The following is a 3,913-nucleotide window of genomic DNA, read 5'->3' on the forward strand; positions in this document are numbered from 1 at the left end:
TTTTGAAATTTTAAATATTGGTGTATAAAATAGACCATAATGAAATCGATACCGTTAAATTCACTCTATGCTTACTGGCATGTTTATGCTCATGAAGGTATCCGTGCTGCGGCGCGTGCCCTTGAGGTAAGCCATTCGTCAGTATTACGCCATGTAAAAGAATTGGAGATGTGGTTTGGTTCTTCTCTCATAGAAACAAGACCAAATTCCAAGGCGCTTATATTTACCCAAAAAGGACAGCAATTAGGGGAGAATTTAGCCAAATTCTTTCCGCCGTTTGAGAGTAATCTGATGAAGTTGAAGGAAGAGAAGCATTCCAATCAGGTTATTATCTCTACGACGCCATCTATTGCCTCTCGGTGGCTTATGGCGAAGCTGCCTGAATTTCAAAAACAATACCCAAATATTGAGATACATATCCGGTTGGATCAGAAAGTTGAGAGTTTCAAAATCAGTGAGTTTGATATTGCCATACGCATGGGGCGCGGTGGCTGGGATGAGCCTTATGAACAACCATTAATGGATGACTGTTTGATTGCGGTTTCTAATAAGCAGGATTTATATCAAGATAAATACGACCTATTGACCGCATCGCTTATTCATGATGGGGATCCCGAGGGGAGTTGGCATTGTTGGTTTGAAAACTATTTCCCAGAAATATTTGAAACTGTGGCTGGGCGCAAACAAAGTAAGTCTGGACCGACTTATGCGTCTTCGGATTTGGTAATTCGGGCCGCCATGGCCGGAGATGGCGTCGCTTTGGTAAGAGAGCAATTATGTCGTGATGAACTTAGGCAACGAATACTAATAGATGTATTTCCTGATAAACATGTTCATCTAAAAGATGCTTACTGGTTGGTCGGTGCAAAGCCGCATCATCAATCAAAAGCAACGAGACTTGTATGGGAATGGTTGTTGGACAATGCGTCCTAAACGAAAAACGGGACCCTGATATCTCAGGGTCCCGTTTTTAAATTCGTACCAACAAGGTTACCGTAAGGCTAGCGCCTTAGTGCAATTTGTTCGCCAAACCTTCGATAGCTGCATCTTGAAGTGCATCACCGGATTTACCGGATAATTGCTCTGTCAAGATTTCACGAGAAGCAGTCATCGCCATATCAACAGCCAGGTTACGAACTTCGTTGATTGCTGCTTGTTCAGCTTGTGCAATCTTGTCTTTCGCCTGTTGTTCGCGACGTGAAAGGGTTTCGTCCAGAGTTTTCTGAGCGTTTACTTTCATTGATTCAACTTCAGACTTAGCATTGGCAACAATTGCTTCAGCTTGTTGAGTTGCGTCACGTTGCTTCTTTTGAAGCTCTGCCAAGGCAGCTTGTGCTTCTTCTTTCAGCTTCTCAGCTGTTTCCAGTTCTTCGCGAATGGCTTTCCCGCGTGCAGTTGCAGCTTCTGCAATCGCACCACGTAATTTCCAAACCACGAGAAGGACAAAGATAACAAAGGCAACAGCAGTCCAGAATGTTGGATCATTTAACAACTTATCCATGACTACCTACCTTATGCGTCTTTAGCGGCATCAAGTGCCTTGTCCAAAGCTTTTGCATCAGCTGCTGTACCGGAGAGTTTCTCCACAACAGATGCAGCAACTTCTGTTGCAACTTCGCGAACAGAAGCCATAGCTTGTTCACGAGCAGCAGAAATACGCTTCTCAGCTTCTTCAGCCTGTGAAGCCATATCGGCTTCAAAAGCATCCATACGCTTTTGTTGAGCTTGCGCAATTTCATCAGCAGCTTTTGCCAAAACGGCATGTGCGTCCGCACGTGCATCTGCAAGAGCCTTATCCAGGTCTTCCTGAACTCTCTCTGCATCTGCTTTCAACTGCTCTGCTTTTTCAAGGTCACCAGTTAGTTTTTGTTGACGATTGGCAAGTGTTTCACCAACACGTGGCAACGCAACTTTCCACATAACCAAGAAAAGAATTGCAAAAGAAACAGCTAGCCAGAAGATCTGACTAGGGTAACTTGTGGGGTCCAGCTGCGGCATACCGCCAGCTGCTTGCGCAGCCGCAGGCATTACAACTGCTGTCGCAGCTGTCATCCGCAGAAGAGTATTTTTAATATTCGCCATATTGCCGGCTCCCAAGTCTTGTTCGTTAGAAAATTGCTTCGAATGATCAAGATTGAAATCTAAACATTCGAAACGAACGTGTTTCTTAACCGAACAGGATTAGGAACGCGATTACCAACGCGAAAAGACCTACAGCCTCAACCAATGCGAAGCCCAACATACCCAATGGGAATACTTTTGGCTGAACCGCAGGGTTACGAGCGATAGATGCGATCAAAGAGGAGAAGATGTTACCAATACCGATACCAACACCGAAAAGACCAATTACAGCCAAGCCAGCGCCGATCATTTTTGCAGCTTCTAGTTCCATTTTAAAAATTCCTTATCAGTTGGATTGACGGGGGATTCAGTTTTAGGCCCGACCAATCACGGTTGTAAAAAAAGAGTTAACAGTCCACCAAATCTTAGTGAAGGTGGATACTGTCGTTCAAATACAAGCATGTGAGAATGGTAAACACATATGCTTGCAAGAAAGCTACCAGTACCTCAAAACCGGTAAGTACAACTACCATGCCAAGCGGGAGAATCCCGAATAGGCCTAGAGCTGCAACAAATCCTGCGAATACTTTCAACAGCATGTGACCCGCAACCATATTGGCGCAAAGACGTACTGCTAAACTCACAGGACGAGATAGATATGAGATCAACTCAATCGGTACCATTACAGGGATCATATAAGCAGGAACCCCATGTGGAACGAACAAACCAAAGAATTTAAATCCATGGCGGAACAAACCAACAAGGGTTACACCTGTTACAACAAATGCACCCATTGCAAAGGTAGCAATGATGTGACTTGTAAAGGTGAAGCTATATGGAATGAGCCCCAGTAAGTTACCGAAAAAGACGAACATGAACAAAGTAAAGATGAATGGGAAGAATTTACGACCTTCATCACCCACATTGTCTTTAATCATACCCGAGATAAACTCATACACTGACTCAGCCAGCGATTGCCAAGGACCAGGAACCAACTCACGTCGGTTCATGCCAACAATCATGAAAATTGAAACCGCAGCAACGGTAATCAACATCCATAGACTGGAGTTAGTGAATGTGTGGAAAGGCATTTCGGATAGAGAAGCACCAGCTTCTGCACCCAAAGCCTTAATTTCGAATTGTGCGATAGGACCAGCCACGTTGCACTCTCACTTTTTCACTAGCGTTACTGTTAAAGCCGGGGAAGGTTTTATGCCCGACTCGCTCGCGCTATAAATTCAAAAGTTTTTAGAACATCCTCGAAAGAAAGCTTCCAACCCCTCATGAATTAGACGTTTTATCCTGCTCTTCATCTTCTGTTTTTTCCTGTTGGTCTTTATAACCAATAGTCATATCCATGCCATTTACAACCCGGTAAACATTCATGAATCCAGAAGCAGATCCGAACAAGAAGAATATGATCAAAAACAATGGCTTGGTATCAAGCCATGTATCTAATACATATCCGATTCCGACACCAATAAGAAGGGCCGCCACGAATTCTGTGCCAATCCGTACTGCAAAGCTGAGACCTCTATTATCAATCTCGTTTTTTTCAGCTCTCTTCTTGATTTTTTGCATGGTCGGTGAGGCGGCTTTCGCTTCCTCAATTTTCCGGCCAAGTTCATCAAGATCTGAACCGTCCTTGCCGTTGGACATAGATGAATTATCCTTGCACAAAAAGGCGGCGTAAAATATTACGCCGAAATCGCGCGCACTTTAGGAATTCTTACATCGAAAGTCAAGGATTTCAGTGGTTGTAAATAAAAGATTAGATTTCTAATTTGTTTATGCTTATAAGGCTTTAATTTTTAAGTATTATTTTTGATTAGAAGGTGCTACTATAGATGGA

6 protein-coding genes are annotated in these 3,913 nt (G+C 43.5%); 1 reads left to right on the top strand and 5 read right to left on the bottom strand.

All coding sequences use genetic code 11. The features are described 5' to 3' along the window. Positions 1-39 precede the first annotated feature (39 nt). Positions 40-933 (top strand): LysR substrate-binding domain-containing protein, encoded by an 894-nt coding sequence (locus E1160_RS00460; RefSeq protein ID WP_155153028.1) that lies wholly within the window; start codon positions 40-42, stop codon positions 931-933. Between the two features lie 76 nt (positions 934-1,009). Here the strand turns inward: E1160_RS00460 and E1160_RS00465 are convergent, their stop codons facing one another. The 5 genes from E1160_RS00465 to E1160_RS00485 form a co-directional block, all read right to left on the bottom strand. Next, positions 1,010-1,501 carry a F0F1 ATP synthase subunit B family protein gene (locus E1160_RS00465; RefSeq protein WP_155153029.1) on the bottom strand — a complete coding sequence of 164 codons (492 nt, stop codon included), beginning with the start codon at positions 1,499-1,501 and terminating at the stop codon, positions 1,010-1,012. 11 nt (positions 1,502-1,512) lie between these two features. Then, positions 1,513-2,082 (bottom strand): F0F1 ATP synthase subunit B family protein, encoded by a 570-nt coding sequence (locus E1160_RS00470; protein ID WP_155153030.1) that lies wholly within the window; start codon positions 2,080-2,082, stop codon positions 1,513-1,515. Positions 2,083-2,167: 85 nt separating this feature from the next. Next, positions 2,168-2,392: an ATP synthase subunit C family protein gene (locus E1160_RS00475; RefSeq protein WP_155153031.1), complete on the bottom strand. Its 225-nt coding sequence runs from the start codon at positions 2,390-2,392 to the stop codon at positions 2,168-2,170. A gap of 94 nt (positions 2,393-2,486) precedes the next feature. Then, entirely contained in the window at positions 2,487-3,221 is a 735-nt protein-coding gene (locus E1160_RS00480; protein ID WP_328597102.1) for a F0F1 ATP synthase subunit A, read from the bottom strand. A 121-nt stretch (positions 3,222-3,342) separates the two neighbouring features. Continuing rightward, positions 3,343-3,720: an AtpZ/AtpI family protein gene (locus E1160_RS00485; protein ID WP_218048613.1), complete on the bottom strand. Its 378-nt coding sequence runs from the start codon at positions 3,718-3,720 to the stop codon at positions 3,343-3,345. Positions 3,721-3,913 lie beyond the last annotated feature (193 nt).

The organism is Curvivirga aplysinae, assembly GCF_009711445.1.
Lineage (GTDB): Bacteria > Pseudomonadota > Alphaproteobacteria > UBA8366 > Aestuariispiraceae > Curvivirga > Curvivirga aplysinae.